Annotated in this window: 20 protein-coding genes; 11 read left to right on the top strand and 9 right to left on the bottom strand. The window is 45.3% G+C overall.

Features of this window, described 5'->3' with window-relative positions; all coding sequences use genetic code 11:
- Positions 1 to 78: 78 nt before the first annotated feature.
- Entirely contained in the window at positions 79 to 768 is a 690-nt protein-coding gene (locus OCV20_RS23380; protein WP_086774491.1) for a flavin reductase family protein, read from the bottom strand.
- A 235-nt stretch (positions 769 to 1003) separates the two neighbouring features.
- On the opposite strand from OCV20_RS23380, the gene OCV20_RS23375 reads away from it, so the two are divergent.
- Positions 1004 to 2335, top strand: a complete 1332-nt coding sequence (locus OCV20_RS23375; protein ID WP_086774490.1) for a ferredoxin reductase family protein — start codon at positions 1004 to 1006, stop codon at positions 2333 to 2335.
- Between the two features lie 139 nt (positions 2336 to 2474).
- Positions 2475 to 2882 (top strand): hypothetical protein, encoded by a 408-nt coding sequence (locus OCV20_RS23370; RefSeq protein ID WP_017061620.1) that lies wholly within the window; start codon positions 2475 to 2477, stop codon positions 2880 to 2882.
- Positions 2883 to 2951: 69 nt separating this feature from the next.
- On the opposite strand, the gene OCV20_RS23365 is transcribed toward OCV20_RS23370, so the two are convergent.
- On the bottom strand, positions 2952 to 4394 hold the full coding sequence (locus OCV20_RS23365; RefSeq protein ID WP_086774489.1) for an AGE family epimerase/isomerase: 1443 nt from the start codon (positions 4392 to 4394) through the stop codon (positions 2952 to 2954).
- 287 nt (positions 4395 to 4681) lie between these two features.
- Here OCV20_RS23365 and OCV20_RS23360 point away from each other — a divergent pair, with 287 nt between their 5' ends.
- The 3 genes from OCV20_RS23360 to OCV20_RS23350 all read left to right on the top strand — a co-directional run bounded on the left by OCV20_RS23360 (position 4682) and on the right by OCV20_RS23350 (position 8812).
- Positions 4682 to 6160 carry a DUF1214 domain-containing protein gene (locus OCV20_RS23360; protein WP_086774516.1) on the top strand — a complete coding sequence of 493 codons (1479 nt, stop codon included), beginning with the start codon at positions 4682 to 4684 and terminating at the stop codon, positions 6158 to 6160.
- Positions 6161 to 6278: 118 nt separating this feature from the next.
- Positions 6279 to 7769, top strand: coding sequence for a DUF1254 domain-containing protein (locus OCV20_RS23355; protein ID WP_086774488.1), 1491 nt, complete (start codon positions 6279 to 6281; stop codon positions 7767 to 7769).
- A 104-nt stretch (positions 7770 to 7873) separates the two neighbouring features.
- Entirely contained in the window at positions 7874 to 8812 is a 939-nt protein-coding gene (locus OCV20_RS23350) for a LysR family transcriptional regulator (protein WP_238382773.1), read from the top strand.
- Positions 8813 to 8894: 82 nt separating this feature from the next.
- On the opposite strand, the gene OCV20_RS23345 is transcribed toward OCV20_RS23350, so the two are convergent.
- Entirely contained in the window at positions 8895 to 9542 is a 648-nt protein-coding gene (locus tag OCV20_RS23345) for a glutathione S-transferase family protein (RefSeq protein ID WP_086774487.1), read from the bottom strand.
- Between the two features lie 118 nt (positions 9543 to 9660).
- Between OCV20_RS23345 and OCV20_RS23340 the strand changes: the two genes are divergently transcribed.
- Complete coding sequence (locus OCV20_RS23340; RefSeq protein ID WP_086774486.1) at positions 9661 to 10512, top strand: LysR family transcriptional regulator; 852 nt, start codon at positions 9661 to 9663, stop codon at positions 10510 to 10512.
- 18 nt (positions 10513 to 10530) lie between these two features.
- Here the strand turns inward: OCV20_RS23340 and OCV20_RS23335 are convergent, their stop codons facing one another.
- A complete protein-coding gene (locus OCV20_RS23335; RefSeq protein WP_086774485.1) occupies positions 10531 to 12318 on the bottom strand; it encodes a sigma-54-dependent Fis family transcriptional regulator in 1788 nt (595 codons plus the stop codon).
- Between the two features lie 327 nt (positions 12319 to 12645).
- On the opposite strand from OCV20_RS23335, the gene exaC reads away from it, so the two are divergent.
- Entirely contained in the window at positions 12646 to 14166 is a 1521-nt protein-coding gene (gene exaC, locus OCV20_RS23330; protein WP_086774484.1) for an acetaldehyde dehydrogenase ExaC, read from the top strand.
- A 153-nt stretch (positions 14167 to 14319) separates the two neighbouring features.
- Here the strand turns inward: exaC and OCV20_RS23325 are convergent, their stop codons facing one another.
- Positions 14320 to 15066 carry a FadR/GntR family transcriptional regulator gene (locus OCV20_RS23325; RefSeq protein WP_086774483.1) on the bottom strand — a complete coding sequence of 249 codons (747 nt, stop codon included), beginning with the start codon at positions 15064 to 15066 and terminating at the stop codon, positions 14320 to 14322.
- 237 nt (positions 15067 to 15303) lie between these two features.
- On the opposite strand from OCV20_RS23325, the gene OCV20_RS23320 reads away from it, so the two are divergent.
- The 3 genes from OCV20_RS23320 (at position 15304) to OCV20_RS23310 (ending at position 18793) form a co-directional block, all read left to right on the top strand.
- Positions 15304 to 16557 (top strand): allantoate amidohydrolase, encoded by a 1254-nt coding sequence (locus OCV20_RS23320; RefSeq protein ID WP_086774482.1) that lies wholly within the window; start codon positions 15304 to 15306, stop codon positions 16555 to 16557.
- Positions 16558 to 16678: 121 nt separating this feature from the next.
- Positions 16679 to 18070 carry a YfcC family protein gene (locus tag OCV20_RS23315; protein WP_086774481.1) on the top strand — a complete coding sequence of 464 codons (1392 nt, stop codon included), beginning with the start codon at positions 16679 to 16681 and terminating at the stop codon, positions 18068 to 18070.
- A gap of 21 nt (positions 18071 to 18091) precedes the next feature.
- On the top strand, positions 18092 to 18793 hold the full coding sequence (locus tag OCV20_RS23310; protein WP_086774480.1) for a DUF1028 domain-containing protein: 702 nt from the start codon (positions 18092 to 18094) through the stop codon (positions 18791 to 18793).
- 83 nt (positions 18794 to 18876) lie between these two features.
- On the opposite strand, the gene OCV20_RS23305 is transcribed toward OCV20_RS23310, so the two are convergent.
- Together OCV20_RS23305 and OCV20_RS23300 are read right to left on the bottom strand one after the other, a co-directional pair.
- Entirely contained in the window at positions 18877 to 19614 is a 738-nt protein-coding gene (locus tag OCV20_RS23305) for an NUDIX domain-containing protein (RefSeq protein WP_086774479.1), read from the bottom strand.
- A 226-nt stretch (positions 19615 to 19840) separates the two neighbouring features.
- The gene (locus tag OCV20_RS23300) at positions 19841 to 20242 is read right to left on the bottom strand and encodes a hypothetical protein (protein WP_017061631.1); all 402 of its coding nucleotides are present in this window, start codon (positions 20240 to 20242) and stop codon (positions 19841 to 19843) included.
- A gap of 306 nt (positions 20243 to 20548) precedes the next feature.
- Here OCV20_RS23300 and OCV20_RS23295 point away from each other — a divergent pair, with 306 nt between their 5' ends.
- Positions 20549 to 21631, top strand: coding sequence for an aminotransferase class I/II-fold pyridoxal phosphate-dependent enzyme (locus OCV20_RS23295; protein ID WP_086774478.1), 1083 nt, complete (start codon positions 20549 to 20551; stop codon positions 21629 to 21631).
- 77 nt (positions 21632 to 21708) lie between these two features.
- Here the strand turns inward: OCV20_RS23295 and fghA are convergent, their stop codons facing one another.
- Positions 21709 to 22548 (bottom strand): S-formylglutathione hydrolase, encoded by an 840-nt coding sequence (gene fghA / locus OCV20_RS23290; RefSeq protein WP_086774477.1) that lies wholly within the window; start codon positions 22546 to 22548, stop codon positions 21709 to 21711.
- Between the two features lie 156 nt (positions 22549 to 22704).
- Positions 22705 to 23853, bottom strand: a complete 1149-nt coding sequence (locus OCV20_RS23285) for an S-(hydroxymethyl)glutathione dehydrogenase/class III alcohol dehydrogenase (protein WP_017076927.1) — start codon at positions 23851 to 23853, stop codon at positions 22705 to 22707.
- Between the last annotated feature and the right edge of the window lie 58 nt (positions 23854 to 23911).

The following is a 23911-nucleotide window of genomic DNA, read 5'->3' as shown; positions in this document are numbered from 1 at the left end:
GTGAGATGCACCTGTGTGAGATGCATCTCTTGGAATTAAAGGACGTTAGCACTTTTGATAGCAAATTACCGAACAAAATTAGTCTAGATTGAGTTCGAACGCTTCCCATGAGGTTGGGTTACCTTCACGAGTGAGTGGAAAGAGTGGCTGTTGTGGTTTTGCATAGCTTAATCGGTGCAGTCTTTGAGTTACGTGGTAGCTATCAAGCCCCGAAACCGTGACTAAATCCAACGCTTCTAGATCAAGGTAGCCATCCGGCATTACGGCGCGTTTGGTGGCGTGAATCGTTATAACCTCACCGATCAACATTTGTGTTTGATTGCTTTCGATTGTGATCTGTTCTTTGAACGCTAACCCTATCTTTAAACTGCTCTCCAAGACGAAGGGAGCAGGGAATTTGTCGTCATAATAGGCCGTTAAACCGACCGCGTTGAATTCTGAGACTGGTTTAGGGTAGCGAGCCGAGGTTTGATGGGCCTTTTTAACAAAGTCAGCACCAATGCTGTTAACGGTGAAGTACTTAGTTTCTAGAATGTTTTCTAGTGTATGACGGCGGCTTTTATCTGGGCGAACAATAAAACCGAGCAGCGCCGGATCAGACCCTAGGTGAATGACAGAGCTTACTATCGCAAGGTTTTCAAACCCCTGCTTATCACAAGTGCCAATTAAGTTGGCACTTTTAAATCCAGACAAAGAATTAACCAAACGAATGCGGTGGCGCTGGTCCATTGTTTGGATATCTTGTTTAGAAAGGGTCATGTCCTTCATATCTTCTCTTCTTATCATTTATTGTTATCTTCGAGCATGCTCACTAACGGACTTATATGTACGAAGAATCCGCTTTTATCGATCAAAGAGCGCTTAGTTTGGCCGTGGGCAGTTTGTCTCTTTTATCTCTGCTACAGCACAATGAACGAGATCCTTTGCATAGATTTACGCGCGTTGACGTCCCTTTACATCACAGGAGCTAAAGTAATGATGTCGTCTTTATGAGTGTTAAAAAATGAAAACAGTCCGCAATATCATTTGGGCAATGATTGCCACAATGTCAGCCTTTTGGTTTGCGATGGAACCGCAATTATTCGCTTCAAGCGATGTCTTTGAATGGCGCTCAGCCATGATTCAGTACTCAGGTATTTTGTCTCTGATGTTAATGTCCATCACCATGATCTTGGCGATGCGTTTGCCTATGGTTGAGAATTGGCTGAAAGGTATGGATAAAGCATATCGAGTCCATAAATGGCTCGGTATCGGTGGTGTTGCACTGGGTGTGACACACTGGTTGTGGTACCAAATTCCTAAGTCATTGGTGGTGTCTGGCGTGTTAGATAAGCCTGTTCGACACGATGGTTCAGGGCCGCAAGCTGTTTTGACAGGATGGGAGTTATGGGTCAATGAATTGCGAGGTATTGCTCAGAGTATTGGCGAATGGGGCTTCTACTTATTACTCATTTTACTTGTGGCGTCACTATGGGCGGCAGTGAAGTACAAACCGTTTAAATTGTCGCACCGTCTGATGTCGGTTGCGTACCTGTTTATCGCTTTTCACTCAGTAATACTGCTTAAACGAGCGTATTGGGGAGAGCCTATTTATTATCTAACCGTAGCATTTGCTTTGGTTGGATCTATCGCAGCGATTTACAGTTTGTTGGGTTTGGTAGGGCGTCGTAATCGTAACTCAGCGACTATTGCTTCGACTCGATATTTTCCACAAGCTGAGGTGATGGAGCTTGTGTTAAAACCTGATGCATCTTGGCATGGTCATAACGCTGGGCAGTTTGCGTACTTGCGTTTCGGTAATGAAGACCCGCATCCGTTTACCATTGTTTCTGGCAGTGAAGATTCAGAGCTACGCTTTTTGATCAAAGAGTTGGGTGATTTTACTAATGGCCTTTATGAACGAGTGAAAGCGGGCGATGCGGTTACGGTTGAAGGACCCTATGGTCGACTTGATTTTGACCTAAGCAAGCCACAAATTTGGATTGCTGGTGGCGTCGGGATTGCGTCGTTTTTTGCAACACTTGAAGCGCTCAAAACAGAACGAGAGCATCCTCGTATTGAGTTGTTTTATTGTACTCGCGGTGTTGATAAGCAATTAATCGATGAGTTGTGGCACCTTGCACACGCGGTTGGTGTGAAGTTGACCGTGATAGACACCTTACATTCACCTCGACTGAATGCCGGAAGAATTGTCAATCAATGTGGCGACCTCAACGAATACGAGATGTATTTCTGCGGGCCGGAGTTGTTCTCTACATCATTGAAAAAAGAATTAGACACCTATCAATTTGATATTGAAAAGCACTACCACGAAGAGCTGTTTGTGATGCGCTAAAGCCAACTATTGGGGCTGTGACTGTTAAGTTCGTTAATCGGCACAGTACAAAAAGGCGCAAAGTCACTCAATTTGTTATTGCAGCGGTTTGCTATTGAGCGATACCATATAGGGCTGTTTCTTTGGTAAAGATGTAATTATGTCAGATGAAAAACTCGCACTAGAGTGGATGCGCCAACAAGCTCATAAAGTTGACCCATACGTTATCGATCCATCGTTTGATGAATGCGTTGAGTTGCTTGATCCTGCCTTCAAGAAAGGCAAGAGTGTTGCTCAACTCAAGTATCTGTTATCAGAAGCAGATCGCCGAGCGGGCGCGGCCGAGCGTAAGCATGCAGCCTTAAAGTATGCCAAAGAGAAGAGCCCAAATGCTGGTCAGATTCTGCGTCTGCAAAGCAAACTTCAACAAGTCCAGTTGGCGTTGAAATTGGCGACTGGCGACAACAACATGACTATCTCTCAGTTCTGTTCAGAGTATGACGTGACTAAGCGTGACGGCAATACGGCATGGAATGAAAAGTTGGTGGAGCAAGGGAAGAGAAAATAGCCATTAAAAAGCCTGAAAATTGATTTCAGGCTTGGTGGTCAATCCGCTTAATCAGATCCAATACTAGCGCTAAGGTCGAATGTTATTGAAACTGACCTTTTGTGTCCCATCATCTAGGTTCTCCAACTTAACCACATCCCCTTGATAGTAATACGGTTCCATTGGCTTCTCGCTATTGGTTGGCCTTGCGTAGTGAAGCACAGCGGGTTTACCTTCCTCTTGTCGAGCATATAAATAGCCAATCAGCGCATGCTCAAACTGGTGATAACCGTTGCCCCAATGGAAAGCTTTGGTGCGCTTAGGATCAAGCCCGACACCGCCGTATTTGTGGTCGACCCATACATCATGAAAGGTCGGTAAGGTGTATTGCAGGACGTCTTTCATTGAACCATCGACCAGCGAAACCGTCATGGCCGCTTGATCAAGTTCAGCCCACTCCCATGATGACGCCCACTGGCTGTGCGGTCTGCTTTGCCAGCCCGTGATATCTTGCCCTTGCCACATCTTCTGAAGTCGCTCACCAAAGTAGTTAGATACATTGTTAAAGTCTTTCTGATATTGCGCCTGATCCAGAGTGTGTTTCATGCCATCAAATCCAAACTGCGACCATTCAGAGTTCTTTAGTGTGTGACCGGTTAGATAGGTCATCCAATACGCTTTGATGGTGTGCCCAAAATCATTGTGATTTGCATTCGGCATCATCGCAGCTTTATCGTGAATTGCGCCGTAGAAGCGTTGTTCATCTTCAGAATGGTATTGGTCAATCATGGTTTGCGTGAGCCAGTTTAAGTCATCAAGCCATTTTGATTTGACGGGCTCTTTGAGCAGAGGTGCGACGAGCAACAGGTAGCCATTAATCTGATCAAGTTGCGCGACCAGCTCACGTCGTTTTGCACTGCCATCTTCACCGTCAGCAAGCACCCAAGCAAGACCACTGTTGTCGCTAAGTCGATATTTATCAAAGATAAAAGCTTGTTGTGCGATGAGTGCTTGTTCTACCTTTTTGTCTTGGGTCAAGTAGTAGTACATAGCAAGGCCAACCAGCGCGTACGCTTGATCTTGAGAAGTACGCTGCTGCCAATCCTGGCCTAATTTTCCCTCTTTTGTGTAGCCGATAAAGCCGCCGTTTTGCTTATCTTCTAGCTGATCAATGATGTAGTAGGCACCTTGCTTGGCAAGCGCTAAAGCCTGTTTATCGCCAGTAAGGTGGTAGAGCACGCCATAGGCATAAGTTTGACGTGACTTCATCCGCGTAAACTCTTTGCCAAAGTGTGGCGTGATCCAGCCTTTGTTCAGTTCAGGGCACACATCGGAAACATCGAGCAAGGTACCGTCATCACAGCGGAAAGTAGGGAAGTTGCCTACCGGTTCTCCTTTAGCGCTAGGCATCAACCAGTAAGGTGCAAGCCCTTCAGTAGCATGATTGAGCCACTCTTCTCCAGAAGGAAGAGGGGCGTTGGCAGATACGGCGAAGCTAGTAACACTGAGTAATGCGATCGTTGCTCGTAACATGATGTTTATCTTAACTATTTGAATTTCGTTGAATATAAACAATCACACCTGCACATTGTGATTAGGTGATCACAATCGACCAAATTATTACGGAGTAGAGGAAGGTTTACAGATCATTGAGTGGTACCGGGATAGTCGAATTGTATCTAGCATTATCCACAATTCGAATAATTCATAATGATTATAAGTCATTGGATGGGATTTGGTCTCGTTCGTATACTGGGCTCAAACAAAGGATGTTTTTTAAACAATTGAATGTTTCACCTTTACGAAGAGATATGCTCAACATGAAAAAACTTCTATTAGCTTCGCTACTTGCTATCAGCACAATGCCGGTCTATTCCCAATCATTCGATGATACAGATGACATCCTTAATCGCGCATCACAGATTGAAAATCTTGAATACAAAATGATGGTGCAGCGTGCCACTCAAACAGCAATCCATTATATGCCAGCTGTGACTCAAATTGATTTCCTAAAAGCGACTCGTCGTGACCTTGATGGCGACTTCAACGATGTGGTTTACGTGAACGAACCTTTTGGTTCAGAAAAGGGTTTTCTCACCGCGAACGATACCACCGCTTACGCTTGGGCAACGATAACGTCGAAGAACGGTCCGGTGGTGATTGAGGTTCCAGCAGCAACAGACAAAGTGAATTACTTTGGTTCAATCGTAAACCAATGGGAGGTTCCGATTGCTGATGTTGGCTACAAAGGTGCTGACGAAGGCAAAGGAGGGAAGTATCTACTCCTGCCACCTGGTTACGACAACAAATTAGGTACGAAGCAGGATCTCGAAAGTAAGGGTTACCTTGTATTTGAAACGGATACGTACCTGTATGGCTTTTCATTCAGACCGTCGTTAACCAATGGGGCGACAGATTTGGATGCGGGTAACTACGCGAAGCAAATCAAAATCTACAACTTAGCCGATGCAGAAAATCCACCTAAGACAGATTACTTGGATGCAACAGATGTCGCTTATGACAGCCTCCCTTATTACAACGAGACGTTTTTTCAAGACATTAATGACGTCATCCAAGAGAACCCGGTTAGAACGCAAGACAAAGCAATGGCGTCGTTACTAAAAGACCTTGGTATTGAAAAAGGGAAAAAATTCGACCCAACAGCTGAGCAGAAAAAAGCGATGAGTGAAGGTGTGCTGATGGCCTATGCGCACATGCAATCAAAGTTTGTTGAACCGGATCAAACGGTGAGTGCGCTATGGAGAGATGAAAACGGCAAACCTCTGTCGCAATGGTCTTTCTGGAATTTTGGCCCTCAAGCCCAACTTGGCTTCCCATTCGTGGATGAAGATGAGGTGTTAGTTGATAAGCGAGCGGCGTCGTACTTCTACGTAACTTACTTGCCGAAGCAATTAGGAGGTTCAACCTTTTATCTAACGGGCTTACGCGATTCACAAGGTGAGATGTTAGATGGCAAAGCGACGTACAAGCTCAATGTACCAGCCGATACGCCTGTCGAGGACTTCTGGTCAGCGATTGTTTACAACATGGAAACCAAGAATTTTGTTAAAGGGGTCGATCGAGTAGGACTATCGTCTCGAAACGCTGACACGATGAAAAAGAATCCAGATGGTTCGTATGATTTGTATTTCGGCCCTGAAGCACCAAAAGGGCAGGAGGAAAACTGGGTTCCTACAGGTGGTGAAGATTACTTCTTATTGTTCCGACTTTACCGTCCAACATCGAAGACTTTCTTTAAAAACTGGATGCTAGAAGACATGGAAAAAATCAGTGGCTAGCAAGCAATAGAGACTCAAGCGTCTCTGCAAGTAAATAGCTTAATGCGTGCCCCTAAATGAAGCATACAAATTGGGCCCGATTAGGCTATGAGAATCACTTTAGACAAGAGAAAATATTATGAAAAAATCGATTATTGCTACGCTGCTGATTACTTTAGGTTGTTCATCTGTGGCGCTCGCTGAGCCTAAATTTAGTGCGCAAGTACCAGAGAGCGTCATTACGCAAAATAAGGTCGAATCTGCCTATTTAGGTGAGCTCAACTATACCGATGGTGCACCGACACTAGAAACGCACGCTAAGGTGCAAGATTTTGTTCAAGTCTCTAATGCTGTTCGTGTTTTCCTATCTGGTATTCCAGTTGCTTCAATACAAGGGCTATTGTTGGGGCATGAGAGTATCGGCATGAAGCCCAATCAAACCATCGCAATTTCTGAAGACAACTTAGACGCCAATAGCCTTTGGTTAACAGCGAACACGACGACACCGTATGTCACTTCGGAAATTGATGTAAAAAATGGCCCGGTGATTCTAGAAATTCCTACTCCGGTTATGGGTTTACTCGACAATGCTGCATTTAAGTACGTTGCTCGAATTGGTGTCACTCACCCAGACAATGCAGCTAAATCAGGTAAGTATTTTATCCGCCACTCTTCGTGGAAGGGCGAGGTTCCAGAAGGGTACATTGAGGTTGTCAGCGAAGGGTATCAGCATTGGCTGTTGCTGCGTTTGGTGAGCTCACCAGAGAGTATGGAACAGAGCATTACAACATTAAAAAATACCACCAAGCTGTATCCGTATGGCAAAGAAGATAAGACCGAGTTCATCAATATTTCTGGCGTCGATTACAACACCATTCATGCTATGGACGAGACGTTCTACGATGAGGTGAATGCACTTATTCAATATGAACCTACCGCTATTTTTGATGCTGAATGGTTATCGTTGGCTAAAGATATCGGAATAGAAAAAGGGCAAGAGTTTGTGCCAAACACGCGTATGCAGCAAATACTGTCGGAAGCCGCAAAAATAGCGACTGCTGAAGTACGCTCAAGCTATTTCCACCCTAAAGAAGAGATGTTTCGCTACGATGATAGACAGTGGTTCACGCCGTTAGTCTCAGGCCATGAATTTAAAGATGAAAATGGCGTAATTGACTCCGATATGCGAGCAACATTCCACTTCATGGCAACCGGGATTACACCAGATATGGTGACGAAAACCGTAGGAAAAGGGTCGGATTATCTGTTGGCGACACGTGATGCCAACAAGGAAGTGTTGGATGGCAGTCTACACTACACGGTGACTTTGCCACCGAATGCACCAGTAGAGCAGTTTTGGTCATTTATGATCTACGATAACCAGACTCGCTCCATGCTAGAGACCGACCAAAAATCTGCTGGTCTTGATGGTTTGAGTGAAGATATTAAGAAGAACAGCGATGGTTCTATCACTGTCCATTTTTCGCCCAATGCTCCTAAAGGAATGGAACATAACTGGGTTCAAACGACGGAAGGTAAAGGTTTTAATATCATCTTCCGCATGTATTCGCCGACAGAAAAGTGGTTTGATAATTCATGGAAACCAAGTGATTTTGTTAAGGTGAAATAGAAGGTGTCGCAAGTTTGAATGCACCCTATAAATGGGTGCATCTTTTCATGTTAAGGTTATTCAGCGCTTAGTACTGTTATTGCTCAATGATAGCTAGAGGATTTATGCGAAAAGACATGTCATATCAGTTGAATCGAGTCGACCTAAATTTGCTGGTGGCCTTTGATACCTTGCTTAAAGAACGTAACGTAACCAATGCTGCAAAGGCGTTATTTGTGTCACAGTCGGCTATGAGTCGCAGCTTAAAACGGCTGAGAGAAACCTTTGATGATCCTCTCTTTATCAGAACATCTACCGGCCTAACACCAACATCAAAAGCACTAGAGTTAGGCCAAGAACTGCAACACATTCTGCCGCAGCTAAACGCGTTATTTCAGCGCAATCAATTTGATCCTCGAGAGTGCAACGATACGTTTTCGATCTCTTTACCGACCTTTCTAGGGAGCACCATTCTTCCCAATCTAGCCTTGGGATTATTTGAAGAAGCACCGGATGTGAACTTGATAGAGATGGCTGCGAAAAGTAACCCTTATGACTTGCTCGACAAAGGTAAATTAGACTTTGCGATTCATTATGCAAGCTCGTTAGATCAAAAATACCAAACCACCAAAATAGGGACCATCTACCCCAAATTGTTTGTTAGAAAAGACCACCCGCTGGTTGGAAGGACATCAACGTTAGATGAGATCATGCAATACCCAGTGCTTGCTATGAACGTTGAAGAAGACCACAAGCAAGCATTCAATACCCCTTTGCAACAGATCTTATTGGAGCTAGAAAGTGATAAACGCCCAAAGCTTCGAAGTACTCAAACTCATGTATTAATGGAAATCGCTTCTCGTTCTGATGCGGTGATTTTTGGTATGAACGCTTTAAATGCGTTGCCAGATTTCGATCATCGGTTTGTCGATATTTATGATTTTGTAGAGAGCAAGCAATATCACGTAGACCTATATTTATTGCAGCATCAACGTACATTTACATCCGCTTCGCATCAGTGGGTAGCGTCTCGGTTTAATGAGTTGTTGAATAACATACTTTGAGAAAACGCACTCTAGTGAAACGTTTCTAACCGCCTAATCTTGAATGAGTCTCGATGCTATATCGAGACTCATCGTTATCTAGTTATACTGGCTCACCCGCCTCATCTTCTTCAACCACATCGGTTTCTAAACTTGCTTCCGCGAGCCACTTTTGTATCGATGGGCTGTTAAGCACATGTTGTTGATACTGCGATGCCTTCTCTGAAAGTGGGATGCCATAGGTTTCTACGCGCAATGCCACAGGTGCAAACATCGCATCGGCAATCGACCATTCACCAAACAACCATCCTTCAGGGTATTGTTCCATTTGTGCTGACCATATTGCATCAATACGTGCGATGTCTTTCAATGCGTCTTCACTGAGTGTGAGCTTTCGTTGTGCGCGGCAGTTCATCGGCATTTCATTTCTGACGGCAAAAAAACCAGAGTGCATCTCGGCGGAAATGGCTCTTGCACGAGCGCGCTCTTTGGTGGGTTTTGGCCATGCTGCACCGTCCAAGTGGGCGTCGTTAACGTATTCCAGAATCGCCAGTGAATCCCACACCGCAACGTCACCATCAACTAAGGTAGGAACCTTGGCCGTTGGCGTCACTTTCGCCAGAGTGTCGTAAAAATCAGAGGTGAAGAGTTTGAGCTTGATGATTTCTGTATTCAGGTTGTAGTTGTCGAATATTAGCCATGCGCGCAATGACCAAGTTGAGTAGTTCTGGTTTCCAATATAAAGCTGCATCGTTGCTTCCTTGCGTTTAGTGGGTATGCTTTGAGCCTTGGGGGCATGCATTTGAGCTTAGGGGATTGTATTGCGGCGCACTAACGGATAATTTTGATGCAATACATTAATAAAAACGATGGGTGGTGATTTCAATATGGATATTGATGCTTTGCGAGGCTTTCTCGCGTTTGTAGAAACCAGTAGTTTCACACGTGCAGCGAAACAGATAAATCGCACCCAATCGGCATTCAGTGCTCAAATGCGTAAGTTGGAAGAAGAACTCAACGTCACTCTTTTCCAAAAAGAAGGACGTAACTTAATACTTACTGAAGCAGGCTTAGCGCTACGTTCTCATGCCGAACAGTTGGTCGCCCTCCACAATACCGCGCTAAAGCAAGTAAAGCGTTATGAAGACAAACAACCTCTGCGACTCGGCTGCCCTGAAGACTACAACGACACTATTCTGCCAAAAGTGATTCGCCTATTACAGAAAGCAGAACCCACCTGTTCTATTCAAGTATTTAGCCTGCCCAGTATTACACTGAGAGAATGGTTGGATGATGGTCGTTTAGATGCCGCGATTGTCACCCGAGCGCCCGATAGTGAAGAGGGTTACTGGCTCACTCATGATATCGGAGTATGGATAAGCAGCCCTGATTATGTGTTCGATGAGTCTAAACCAGTCCCATTAGCTTTGTTTCAGACCGATTGTAAGTACCACGCAGCGGCAGTGAATGGCTTAACCAAGCAGGGCACGCCTTATCAGTTATTGGCGTGTAGCAATACCGCTTCAGCGCAGCGAGCGATCGTTAAAGCCGGGTTAGCCATTGGCGCGATGGGTAAGCTGAGCGTGACTTCAGATTTGAAAATTCTTGACGATATGCCGCCGTTGCCTTCGGTTGATATTGTGTTGATCTTAGCGAGCAAACATCATCCAGTATTGGACAAAGAAGTGCTCAATCAACTTGTGGAGTTGGAGTCTGAGTAGCTTAGATTCCGTTTCTTACTATAGGATTCCCAAGCTTTTCAGTTTTCGATAAATGGTATTGCGGCTGATGCCGAGTATTCGTGAAGTCTTGCTGATGTTGCCTTGGTTCGCTTGATATGTTTGCAACAAGGTTTCTTCAACGGTACTTCTTAAATCGTTATTCGTTGTACCTGTGATGGTATTAGGAGTCGTCAGTTGATGCTGATTGTCTTGCGCTAACGATGTGAGATGTTGAGCAAGGTGGCTGGGCACATGCTCTAGAGTGAGTTGTGCTTCATCGCTCGCAAGTAGGGCGGCGACCTTGAGTAGATTGTCTAATTCGCGGATATTGCCTGGCCAAGCGTAAGCGCACAGTAAGCTCATTAAGTGCGGGCAGATTGTCTGTTCGCCTTCGGCGTATTTACGATGAATGTGCTCGATTAAGGCGTGCTTGTCTTGTCGGTGTTGTAGGCTCGGCAAAGTGAATGCTAAGCCGTTTAGGCGATAAAAGAGATCTTGTCGAAACTCTCCAGTTGCGACTAGCTGCTCTAAGTTTTTATGTGTGGCAGCGATGATCTGACAATCGACTTGGTAGCTTTGGTTTGAACCCACGGGTACTACGGATTTGTCTTGTAGAACATGCAGCAATCGACACTGAGCCTCTAACGGCATATCGGCGATCTCATCTAGAAACAGAATTCCCTTATCCGCTTGGCGAATCTTGCCTTGGAATCCTTTGTGGCTTGCGCCAGTAAAAGCGCCCGGCGCGTAGCCAAACAGTTCGGATTCGATAAGGTCTTTCGGCAGTGCGCCGCAATTTACCGCCACCAAGGGCGCCGATTTACGTTGGCTTTGCTTGTGCAGCGCCTTAACAAACTCGCCCTTACCAACGCCTGTTTCACCTAAGATCAATAAGCTGATCCCTTTATCGATAACCTTATTAGCTTGCTGCCAAGCGTGTTCAATTTGTTGCTCGCCATGGTGCAAATTACACGATGCCGAAATAGAGCGAGTGCGTTTTGCAGTTGCTTGTTTGAGGTGCTGTTTCTCAAACACAAAAGGCGTATCTAATGAGGTTCGGTTGAACAGGGTATCGATGCATTCGCCGACGATCGAGGTTTGATCCAACAATTGAGAGGCAACCTGATTGTGCGCGACTACCTCGCCAGCTTCGTTCGCTATCACTATCCCTTGCCAACCGCTGTGTAATAAAGATTTCTCACACGCGAGATCGATTCGAGTGGTGCCTTGTGGGATGTGACTCAGTAGCTGGTTCTCAACAAGCTGAACCATATTTTGAACCAGTAATTGCACTGAGCTGTCGTGTTGCTGTTGTTCACTGGTGATGTCTAACACCCCAACCATTTTGCCTTGGTGGTCAAACACCGGGCTTGCTGAACAACTGATAAATCGATGCTGGTGGATGAAGTGTTGTTCGCCAATGATAGATACTGGCTTGGCTTCAACAATGGCGGTGCCAATCGCGTTGGTACCTTTCAGTTGTTCCTGCCAACAGGCTCCAGAGCTGAGTGCAATTGATGTCAGCTTCTCCTTAAACCGCTCCTGTCCCCAACTCGCCAGAATCACCCCTTCAATATCGGTCAGAATCAAACGACTGTCGGTACGAGCAAACATCTGATTAAACAAAGGCAGCGCATTGCGTTCGACGATGTGGATCAAGTCAGCCGATTGATGACGTCGCTGCTTAAGAATCGATTGAGGCAGGCGAATGTCTTCGGGAAGTCGTCTCTGTTTTAGACCCGCTTCTGTGCTGCGGTGCCAAGAGGACGAAAGCCAATCTGAGGTGTTTGCTTGTTGAAGGTGCATGACTGTTCCATGTCGTAACAGTGAGGGTGTACCAATTTGGAACAGTTGAACACTGGAGTGGTTTCCATACGTCCGTTCAATGCCAACTCACTTTGGGTTGTAAACGTTTGGTAATCATAGTTTTACAATTTATTAACAACAAGTTTTGAAGTTCTGGCGTGTGATTTGCGTTGTTACTGTTGTGAAGAAAACACGAAGTATCAGTGTTTTAAACAGAAAGTATAAACATGGGCGTCTCGTCATGAGTTCTTTTATCAAGGGGAGCCGCCACAAAAATAAGACAGCTCTCGCTCAATAACGAATATCAAATCGAAGAAGGATCTAACTATGATTTACGCACAGCCGGGTAGTGACAACGCAGTGGTGAACTTTAAAGCGCAATACGATAATTTTATCGGTGGCGAGTGGGTGAAGCCTGTCAGCGGCGAGTATTTTGATAACACTTCCCCAGTAAATGGTCAGGTGTATTGCCAAGTGGCACGCTCAACCGAGGCGGACATTAGCTTGGCACTCGATGCCGCGCATGCAGCTCGTGCGAGTTGGGCTACGACCAGCGTGACTGAACGTTCGAACATTCTACTTAAAATTGCCGACCGCATTGAAGCGAATTTAGAAGAAATCGCGGTCGCGGAGACGTGGGAAAACGGCAAGCCTGTGCGTGAAACTTTAGCGGCAGACATCCCGTTAGTCGTTGATCACTTCCGTTACTTTGCGGGCTGTATTCGTGCGCAAGAAGGCAGCGCAGCTGAGCTCGATTCAAACACCGCGAGTTACCACTTCCCTGAACCAATCGGTGTGGTGGGGCAGATTATTCCTTGGAACTTCCCGATTTTAATGGCGGCTTGGAAATTGGCACCAGCGTTAGCTGCGGGCTGTTGTGTGGTGATGAAGCCAGCCGAGCAAACACCGACATCGATCTTAGTTATGATGGAGAAGATCGCCGATCTTCTGCCTGCAGGCGTAGTCAACATCGTCAATGGTTTTGGTAGCGAAGCGGGCCAAGCGTTAGCAACCAGTGATCGCTTGGCGAAACTGGCATTTACCGGCTCAACAGAAGTCGGCCACCATATCTTAAAATGTGCGGCTGAAAGCTTGATTCCGTCTACGGTTGAGCTGGGCGGTAAGTCTCCAAACATCTACTTCCCAGATATCTTTAACCATGAAGATGAATACCTCGATAAGTGTGTCGAAGGTATGTTGCTGGCGTTCTTTAACCAAGGGGAAGTATGTACTTGTCCATCACGTGTGTTGATCCACGAATCGGTGTACGACAAGTTCATCGCCAAGGTGGTCGAGCGTGCTCAAACTATTAAACAAGGTAACCCGCTAGATACCGATACTCAGGTAGGCGCACAAGCTTCAAAAGAGCAGTTTGATAAGATCTTGAGCTACCTTGAGATAGGTCGTCAAGAAGGCGCTAAAGTGCTGACTGGTGGTGAAGTTGCCCAGCAGTCAGATGATCTCGGTAATGGTTATTACATCCAGCCAACCATGTTGGAAGGGCACAATAAGATGCGTGTATTCCAAGAGGAGATCTTTGGCCCTGTAATCGCGGTGACGACGTTTAAAGACGAAGCAGAAGCGCTAGAAATAGCCAATGACACTGAATATGGCTTGGGTGCAGGAGTATGGACGCGTGATGCAAACCTAGCGTATCGCATGGGTCGCAACATTGAAGCCGGCCGTATCTGGGTGAACTGCTACCACGCTTACCCAGCTCATGCCGCGTTTGGTGGTTACAAGAAATCCGGCATCGGTCGTGAGACACATAAGATGATGCTCGATCACTACCAAAACACCAAGAATCTATTAATCAGCTACGATACGAATCCGTTGGGCTTTTTCTAAAATAGATAGGTTCTAGAACAGTGTATTAGGAAGTCACTAACAGCGAGTTGGCTTAAATAAAAACATAAACGAAAAGCAAAACGCCAAGTTCTGATGAGCTTGGCGTTTTTATGTGTTTGCGAGGTGTGCTAGATAAGCTGAACGTACTTGGTCTTACTCTTCTGCGATAAAGCTGTTGGCGATTTGCGCTTCTTGCTTAATCATAAGTTGGTGTGCAGTAAGCATATGTTGCTGCATGATTTGCTTCGCTTTTACAGCGTCATTTTTTTCCAGCGCTTGCACAAGGTCGCGTTGGCTTTGCACACCGGTGCGCCAAAGTTTGTGGTTTCCTGGTTCGTAAAGCTTGTGATAAATCGTAAGTTCGGTAAGTATTTGCGCGGTGAAACGCACCACAAACTTTAATAGCTCATTATCAGAATAGCTCGCCAGTAAGCTGTGGAACTCCAATGAAGCGATGTGGTGTTCACGCTCTTGATATATATCTTCTGGCGGCGTCTGATATTTATCGATTTGATCGCTCAGCGCCTGCAATTGTGATTCGTTTAGTTTTCCCGCGAGGGAAGCTGAAATCTCCGGCTCGAGTGACAAACGCATTTGGTATAAATCTGATATCGAAGTGTTTTTAAAAAATAGGTAGTTACTCAGTAGTGACTGCGCTTTGTTTTCGCTCATCTCACTAACGAAGACACCGCCATTGGGACCTGTTTTGGTAGACAAAATCCCTTGCGCTTCCAAGATTCGCATACTTTCACGAACCGTTCCTTTTGAAGCGTCAAACTTTTCCATAACCTCTAGTTCGTTAGGTAAACGGTCCCCAGGTTGAAGCGCTTGTTCGACGATCCAGTTCTTGATCGATTCTGCTAATTCTTGTGTTCTACGTCTCTTCGCGCTTTTTGCCACATTATCCTCGCTGGGGTTTTATCCGTACTTATTGAATTCTGACGGAATTCCTCTGAATGTCACCTGTTTTCTTGCCATAAAAACCCCGGAAAAATCGGAGTGTTGAGTTATGAAACACTCCGATTATTGATCGAATCTTAGTCACAAAAAGTTTATTTATCATGATAAATAGCTTTTATTTGATATTTATCATGATAAATTGCGTGGGTGTACATGATCAGAATGGAATGATTTTAGATGGGTAAATTCGAAGAAACCGCCAGCTTAACGTGGGAATGGCTAGAGACTATTGCTCAATGCAGCCAAACATCCGATCCCGACAACGAAGGGGTTACGCGTTTATGTGCGTCTAAAGAGCATGAAGAGGCAAACCGAAAGCTGCATGACTGGATGACAATGTCTGGTATGGAAGTTCGAATGGACAACGCGGCGAACTTAATTGGTCGTTACCCAAGTGCTAACCCAGATGCCAAAACACTGATCTTTGGCTCACACCAAGATACGGTGCCTAATGGGGGCAAATATGATGGGATCTTGGGAGTAATACTGCCAATCGCACTGGTTAATTACTTTCACAACAACCAGTTAGAGTTCCCGTTTCATATTGATGTGATTGCTTTTAGTGACGAAGAGGGCACGCGCTTTCAATCGACACTTTTAGGCTCAAAAGCGATTTCAGGCATCTTCGATCCTGCGATGTTGACAGCTGAAGACGCAAACGGCGTAAGCATGCGAGATGCTTTGGTGTCTTTTGGTTGTAACCCAGACCTCATTAGTGAAGACGCTTATGAGAAAGAAAATGTGCTTGGTTTTGTCGAACTGCACATTGAGCAAGGCCCGCAGTTAGAGCAAGCCAACCTGCCTGTTGGGGTAGTGACGGCAATGACTGGGATTGAGCGCCATACCTTGTCGATCATTGGCAAAGCGAGTCATGCGGGCACAGTACCGATGAACCTACGCCAAGATGCCTTGGTAGGTGCTGCTCAAGTGATCCACATGTTTGATCAGCTTTGTAAGCGAGAAGAAGACCTAGTCGGTGTTGTGGGCAAAATTGCTAACTATCCGAATGGCGTCAACGTTATCCCTCAACAAACAGACATTACCATTGAGCTTCGTTCACCAAATGACGCTTCTCGTGTTAAAGCGCGAGAGGAGATGTTGGCAGATATCGATAGCCTAATGAATCAATACAACTTGGCTTACCGTCATGAACAAACTTATGAGCAATCAGCCGTGACTTGTGCTGATTCTTTATCGTCAGTTTTAAGTAACGCGGTAAGTTTGTCGGGTATTACACCGAAACACCTATACAGCGGTGCAGGTCATGATGGCTTGGCTGTGAGTAAGCTTACCGATATTGCGATGCTGTTTATGCGTTGTACTGATGGCATTAGCCACCACCCAGACGAAGCCATTCTTCAGCAAGATTTGGTTGCTGCAGTCGAAGTGTTAAACAACTTCTGTCTATTGATGAAAGCAGAGCAAAAATAAACGATTCGAGATTTTGGTAGCAGTCTTTAACGGTATCTGAACAAAGTTCTGGTTATCGCCTGCTACAAATAACACAGAGCGCAGCTCTTAGGCGCTCCCTATACTAAGGAGAGATTTGGTTATGGACATGACAGAGAAAATGGAAACAGCAGAAAAGAAGGCGTGGTACAAAAACGTACCAGACCCGATGGTTCTTATCTTTTTTATACTGGTTGCCACTTACCTTCTTACTTTTATAGTGCCAGCAGGTGAGTTTGAACGCGTTGTCGTTGATGATAGAACAACGGTTGTTGCTGATTCATTTACTTATATTGAAGGCATTCCGTCAGTACATTTCTTCGATATTTTCGTCTCTATTCCTAAAGGTTTGATTAGCGCGGCACCTTACCTGTTTATTGTGTTTATCGCGGGCGGTCTATTCCATATTTTGCAACGCACTGGTGCATTAGAAAATGCCATCGGTGTTGCGGTAAATAAAGCTGGAATTAAAAACCGTAATCTAATTATTACGATAGGTACGTTCATCTATGGTTTCTTTGGTGTAGCGGTCGGCTTCGAAAACAACATTGCCTTAGTGCCAGTTGCGGTACTGATCTCTGCTGCGGTTGGATATTCGAGCTTAGTTGGCACGGTGATGGCGGTAGGTGGTATTGGTGTGGGTTTCGCTCTGTCACCGATTAACCCGTACACGGTTGGTGTTGCACAAGGCATTGCGGAACTTCCAATCTTCTCTGGTGCTTGGTTGCGTACCGTTATGGTGCTTTCTTCTTTGGCATTTCTGTCTTACTACATTTGTTCTCGTGTAACTAAAATGGAGTTCAAAGAGCCAGAGACTGCTGGCGGCCTGAGTAAAGATCTTTCTGAATACCAACTCAATAAGAAAGACAAAATGACCTTGGGCGTTTTTCTTATTGGCTTAGGTATCATGCTTTACGGTGTGTTCGCTAATGGCTGGTACATCAATGAGATCGCGGGTCTTTTCTTATTGATGGCGATTGCCATTGGTATCGTGAACGGCTTGGGTGCAAACGCTATTGTTAAGCAGATGATGGAAGGTGCGTCGGGCGTTACCTCTGGTGCATTGGTGATCGGTGTTGCTGCCTCTATTCAAGTGATCCTTAACCAAGCGTCAATTATTGATACCATCGTGAACGCACTAAGTTCATTGATTCAAGATATGCCAATCGCGTTAGCTGCCATTGCGGCGAGTGTGGTTCAAGGCATCATCAACTTGTTCATTCCTGGTGGTTCTGGTCAGGCGATGGTGACCATGCCGATTATGATCCCGGTTGCTGACCTTGCAGGTATGAGTCGCCAGCTGATGGTTACCGCATTCCAAGTGGGTGACGGCCTAACTAACCTAATTGTACCTACCTCTGGCGGTACTCTAGCGATGCTTGCGCTGGGTCGAGTCTCTTACGAGCAGTGGTTGAAAGCGATTGTGCCATTTATGTTGGTGGTTTATGCCCTATGTTGGGTGGCGCTGTTCATTGGACAAATGATTGGTTACTAGTTTTTTTGGTGTTGAACATTTATGACAATTTCACTTATTCACGTTAATCCAAACACTGGTTTATCGGCTTCTATCTCTGCGACAGGAGGTGTGTCAGTCGGAGGCTATGTGAACCATAGCTGGCGAGGTGTCGGGGCGTGTGCGACTCAAGGGTTATTTACCAACCCTTGGTATGCGGACAAAGCGCGTGAGTTATTCATTCTCGGTAAGACGGCTGAGCAGGTTGTTGAGTCTTTAAAAGCGGGCGATGCCGAATATTCAAAACGCCAATGTATGGTGATGGATAAAAATGGCGACAGTGCTTTCATTCATGGAGATGACAATATCCCTTATGTTGGCTCGATTGCTTACCCTACGATTGCCGTTGCTGGGAACATGTTAGAAAGTGACAAGGTTTTACAGGCCTTTTCAGACAGCTTTATCGCTCAAACGGCGCTGAATCCAAGCTCAATCTTAGAAGATGGTGCGCCTGTTTATAGAGATAACTATGAAGCAGAGTTACCAGAAATATTGATAACTGCATTGGAAGCCGCGTTACAAGCGGGAGGAGACAAGCGAGGAACCTTTTCTGCATCACTCCGAGTAGAAAGCCTGACTAAAGCGCCGATTGATATTCGTGTTGATTGGGCTGATGGCTGCTTAATTGGTGAATTGCGAAAAGTGCTGGGGCGTGTCCGAGAGGCAGGCTTTCAAGATTTTCTAAACAATCTGCCAAATCAGTAACAACATTGATTCAATCGAAAAAAGCCAAGTGAGTTTCAAATCACTTGGCTTTTTTGTTTTGCAATCTTTGAGACGACTAAGTGTTAGTGCTTCGAAAAGAAGATCTCTGGCTTATGGTTCGGGCCATAGTTGCCTTCTAGTTGGGTAAGTTCTAATCCTTGTTTGCCTATCAAAGAGCCGACTAACTGGCGGTTAAACGGGTAGCTGTTGGGGTTGTTAATATACTCTTCAACATCAATCCATTTAGCTTCAGCAATTTCATCAGTGTCTTGAATCGCGATCTCTTGAGTTTGAGCGATAAGGTGACAAATAAAGTAGAGGTTTGATTTACCGAATTGATACGGGTGCCTTGTCGCCATGCCAACCACCGAAACGAATGTGGCTTCGATGCCAGTCTCTTCCAAGGTTTCTCGAACCACCGATTCTTCAATGCCTTCACCCAACTCAATATGACCGCCCGGTAATTTGTAGCCTGTCATGCCGTGCTCTTTGATCATCAGCACTTGGTTGTGTTCGTTAGTGATTAACGCGCCAGCGCCCAAGGTGTGGGTGGGAATGAAAGGCACAAACTCGACGAATTCGGATTTGTGGATCAGCGTAATCTCGTCTTCTAAGCAGTTGTGAAACACAAAGCCTAGCTCAGTCGCTACAGGGATAAGATGCGACAGGGAAATAGGCAAGCTAATCCAAATGATGCCTTTGTTGTTCTGCTTTGAAAATTCGGTGATCTCGCTGAGCTCAGCATTGAATGAGTCAGCATCGTGAGGGGTTGTTGCTGGGTCAATGATGATGCCGTTAAATTTGTCGAGCGTAAATTCCACGGGTGATCCTTTATTATTTTTGATTTATTGGGCGTCGAGCATAGTCTGAGCTTATCGTATCTAAAGAGCTTATAACACCTTGAGAGTAAGGGCAGCAGTGAATAAAAAGTAGGCAATGCAGTTTATGTCTACAGGGTTGGGATAAGTGGAGGGTGTTGCTAGAAACAAAAAACTGCGCTTGGAAGCTAAAGCGCAGTTTTGAAATGAGGTTTATTTAGATTCGACTCTAACGAATATAGTTTGCGTTAATACTCACGTACCAGTGCTGAAGCTTGCCATCAGATTTCTTGATCCACAAATCGTTGGTGTAGCTATCAATCTTGCCGTTAACCGTAAGGTTGAATGTGTTCTCGTCGAATTCGCCAAGCTTCACGAACTGGTCTGTGGTAATCAGGAATGGGTCCATGTCGTCTACACCAACCACATCTGAAATCACATAGTAGTGGTAAGTCAGCGGCTTGCTCGCATCATTCGGGTTGCTGCGATACGCCACAAGCTTGAATGGTTCCGTTAATGGAACGTCGAGCGTTTGCTTGTCCATGGTCGCTGGAATCGGAATAAACAGCCAAGCGGTAAACAGACCGCTCAATAAAACCATCAGGAAGAAAAGAGTCTTAATTGCTTTCATAGCAACCTTCAAAATATGGGGGATGTTAATGGGGCTATGGTAACTAGGGAGAGTAAAGATGCAAGCTCTGTTATTACTCTATTTTATCTCAGCTTAATCTAGCGCAAAGAAAGCGGTTCGGTTAACTCGAAATGGAAACACGAGTGCTTAACTCATGATTATGGCTTAAGAGAATTCGTTATTTGAACCAATCTTTGTTTTTAACCAGTCTCTCGAAACAAGACGAAGAACTGTCGCGAAATGACCTATATAGATAAAACTTAGTACGATAAGAATAGCGCATGAATATTTTTTGAGCGTTTTCTTATGCATTTAAATCCACGGTTAAGTGGCGAATACCATTCTTATGTCGATCACTCATTTCGTATCGATTGCTCACTCGGCTCTAATCCATTTGGCGCACCAGAGATTCCTGAACATGTGGTCAAAGATATTATCTTTGGGATTGATAAGTACTATTGCCACAGGGAGCTTTCGGAGCTGACTTATCTGACTCGCCAGTTTATTGGGATTGAAGATTGTCGTATTACGTACACCACGGGCTCTCTAGGGGCGCTAGAACTTATCTTCAATAAACTTATCGATCACAACAATCGCACCATGATAGGCATTGGCCCTCAGTTTGTTGAAGCAGTATCAGAGTTCACTTTGGTGGGCGGGAAGTACCAGTCCATCAACATGTTGGATTATCAAAACGAGTCTGATTTGTTCGGTGTGTTGGCATCAAAAATAAGCAGCCAAAATCCTGCCTTGGTGTATATCGATAACCCCAACAACCCAACGGGTCGAATCTACGACAGAGCTTATCTGGTCGAGATAGCGAGAGTATGTGAGCGTTATGGCGCTATTTTGATTGTCGACGAGGCCTATGGCGAATACCTGACTCCTGAACAGTCCATGCTCGATCAAACCTTAGTTTTGGACAACTTAATTGTTTTACGAACCTTTTCTAAGGGCTTAGGACTTGCAGGGATTCGACTCGGTTACTTAGCCAGCAGTGAAAACCTGACTTCTGCAATAGAAGCTGCGGTGAGTGTGTTTACGCCGACTTACCCTTCAATAAAAATCGCATCGGCAACCTTACCCAATGCAAAACACTTCTTAGAAATGAACCGCAGAAAAACCGAATACTTTAAGCAGCAAATGATCGGCTTGTTGTCTGAGCACAATATTGAGGTGGTTGGTACGTCAATATCGACGCCCATTATGTTGCTGAAAAAGACAGGAACTAACCTTTCAAAGCTATTTGAGAATATCGGTATCAAGACATGTTCAGGTGTCGATTTTGCTATTACGTGCGACGCGATGACCGAAGAGTATGTTCGATTACGAATTGTTGGCAATGATATAGATTTAGAAGCGTTAAAGCAGCGTATTCAGAAGTTATAAAAGCAACAGTTATAAAATCAGTAGGCATAAAAAAGCCCCCACCTTGCGTTTACAAAGTGCGGGCTAAATTCATCTGGCTACTTGTTTAAGTAAGCAGCGTGGAACTCAATGTGTTCATCAATAAAGCTAGAGATGAAGTAGTAGCTGTGGTCGTAACCTGGCTGCATACGTAGCTCTAAATCGGCATTGGTTACCTTAGCGGCTTCGACTAATTGCTCAGGCTTAAGCTGCTCAATCAGGAAGCTATCGGCTTCGCCTTGGTCGACCAACATTGGCAGTTTAGTGCCTTTGGTTTTTAGAAGCTCAGAAGCGTCGTAGTGTTTCCACTCTTCAATATCTAAGCCTAGGTATTGGTTGAAGGCTTTTTGTCCCCAAGGGCATTGCATTGGGTTGGTAATTGGGCTGAATGCCGAAATAGAACGGTAGCTATCTTCGTTTTTGATGCCAATCGTTAGGGCACCGTGTCCGCCCATGCTGTGACCAGAAATCGATTTCACAGAAGTCACTGGGAAGAAAGATTCAATCAGTGCTGGAAGCTCTGTTACCACGTAATCATACATGTGGTAATGGCTGTCCCATGGCGCTTGAGTCGCATTCACGTAGAAGCCTGCACCTTGGCCGAGATCGTAATTTTCATCGTCGGCAACACCTTCGCCACGTGGGCTAGTGTCTGGGGCAACAATCGCGATGCCTTGCTCAGCCGCGGCTTTGAAAGCGCCGGCTTTTTGCATGAAGTTTTCATCGGTACAGGTTAAGCCTGACAACCAATACAAAACAGGAACTGGGTTTTCTTTGCTTGCGTTAGGTGGCAAGAAAATAGCAAAACGCATGTTGCAGTCAAGCGTTGCAGAAAAGTGGGTGTATTGTTTGTGCCAACCACCAGCAACCTTTGCTTGGCTAATGTTTTCGATTGTCATCTATTGTGCTCCGTTAGGTTGATGGTTTGGGAGTAAATTTGTCTATTTTACATAAAGTTTCACCACCCACCGGGCAGGAGGTGGTGAAGACAGTTTCACTCTGATGTTTAAGTCAGAACTGTGGTCTCGACACCTAAGTATCGAGACCAAGGGGGATTATTTATCCATGTGTAGAACAGTACGGATAGATTCACCTTTGTGCATTAGGTCGAATGCTTCGTTAACATCTTGCAGACCCATAGTGTGAGTGATGAACTCTTGAAGACCAAACTCACCCGCCATGTAACGGTTTACGATTTCTGGAAGCTCAGAGCGGCCTTTAACACCACCGAAAGCAGAACCACGCCATACACGACCAGTCACTAGCTGGAATGGACGAGTTGCGATCTCTTGACCTGCACCCGCAACACCAATGATTACTGATTCGCCCCAACCTTTGTGACAGCACTCAAGTGCTTGACGCATCACGTTTACGTTACCGATACACTCGAAAGAGTACTCAACACCGCCGTCTGTCATCTCAACGATAACGTCTTGGATTGGCTTGTCGAACTTAGTTGGGTTGATGCAGTCGGTCGCGCCAAGCTGTTTTGCTAGCTCGAATTTGCTCTCGTTGATATCAACACCGATGATGCGGTTAGCACCAGCCATGCGAGCACCAATGATTGCAGAAAGACCGATGCCACCTAGGCCGAATACAGCAACGTTGTCGCCTTTTTCAACTTTAGCTGTGTTCAGTACCGCGCCCATGCCTGTTGTTACACCACAACCTAGAAGACAAACTTCTTCAAGTGGTGCTTCTTTGCTTACTTTCGCTAGCGAGATTTCTGGAAGTACAGTGTATTCAGAGAAAGTAGAGCAGCCCATGTAATGGAAAATTGTTTCGCCATTAATAGAGAAGCGGCTTGTACCGTCTGGCATTAGGCCTTTACCTTGCGTTTCGCGAACCGCTTGGCATAGGTTAGTTTTACCCGATTTACAGAACTTACATTCGCCACATTCAGCCGTGTAAAGTGGGATAACGTGGTCGCCAATCTCAACACTTGTAACGCCTTCGCCGATCATCTCAACGATACCGCCACCTTCGTGACCAAGAATTGACGGGAAGATACCTTCTGGATCGTCACCTGATAATGTGAATGCGTCAGTGTGACAAACACCAGTAGCAACGATGCGAACTAGAACCTCACCAGCTTTAGGAAGTTGTACATCAACTTCTTCCATTTTTAGTGGCTCGCCAGCTGCCCATGCAACCATTGCTTTTGATTTGATATGCGTTTGACCAGGTTTAATTTCGATTGTCATTGGATGTTTCCTATATATGTCAGTACAGCGGATAACTGTGCAATTAAATTCAACCCGT

This window comes from Vibrio coralliirubri, from assembly GCF_024347375.1.
Classification (GTDB): domain Bacteria; phylum Pseudomonadota; class Gammaproteobacteria; order Enterobacterales; family Vibrionaceae; genus Vibrio; species Vibrio coralliirubri.
This window is presented reverse-complemented; position numbering and strand designations above follow the sequence as displayed.